Source organism: Empedobacter sp. UBA7252 (assembly GCF_002472765.1).
Classification (GTDB): Bacteria; Bacteroidota; Bacteroidia; order Flavobacteriales; family Weeksellaceae; genus Empedobacter; species Empedobacter falsenii_B.
In genome coordinates, this window is the sequence record NZ_DKSQ01000038.1 from 7,843 (window position 1) to 8,518 (window position 676).

1 protein-coding gene is annotated in these 676 nt (G+C 31.5%); it reads right to left on the reverse strand.

Translation table 11 applies throughout. From position 1 onward, the window contains the following. Nucleotides 1-676, reverse strand: a 676-nt coding sequence (locus tag B2X73_RS05195; protein WP_291095909.1) for an ABC transporter ATP-binding protein, incomplete at both ends; no start/stop codon positions are given.

Genomic DNA, 676 nt, shown 5'->3' on the forward strand with positions numbered 1-676 from the left:
AGTTTTAAAATAAATGATTCCGTATATTTATCTAAAGCCGATGTAGACTCGTCTAATAATAGTAGTTGTGGGTTTTTATAAAGAGCTCTCGCTAATCCGAGTATTTGTTTTTGCCCACCTGAAAGCTTTTGTCCCTCTTCTCCAATTAAGGTCAAATAGTTTATTGACCATTTTTGAAAAAGTATATCAAAACCGTAGTTGTTACAAAATTTTTGGAACTCTTTTTCGGTGCAAGGTCTATTTAATACAATGTTGAAATAGATGTTCCCATTAAATATTTTAATTTCCTGGGGTACTGTGGCGTAGCATTTTCTCCACGAAGACAATTGTAAACTTGAGTATAATTTATCATTGATATAGAAGTTACCTTCATATGGGGTATAGAATCCTTGTATAATTTCCGTTAACGTACTTTTTCCCATTCCACTTTCTCCAATTATTCCAATTAACTCACCTTTATTAATTTCAAGCTTCATCTTATCATAAAGAATGGGGCGACCATTAAATCGAAAACATACATTTTCCATTCGGAAAGATTTAAATGCTATTTTATCTTGCGATTCCTCATCTAGTGTTTCTTCTTTTGTATTCGTTAAATCGAAAATCCTTTCAAAAGCTACTTTTATTTCTTGAATATTGACATTAATTTGGGCGATTCTTATAATAGAGGGCAAAA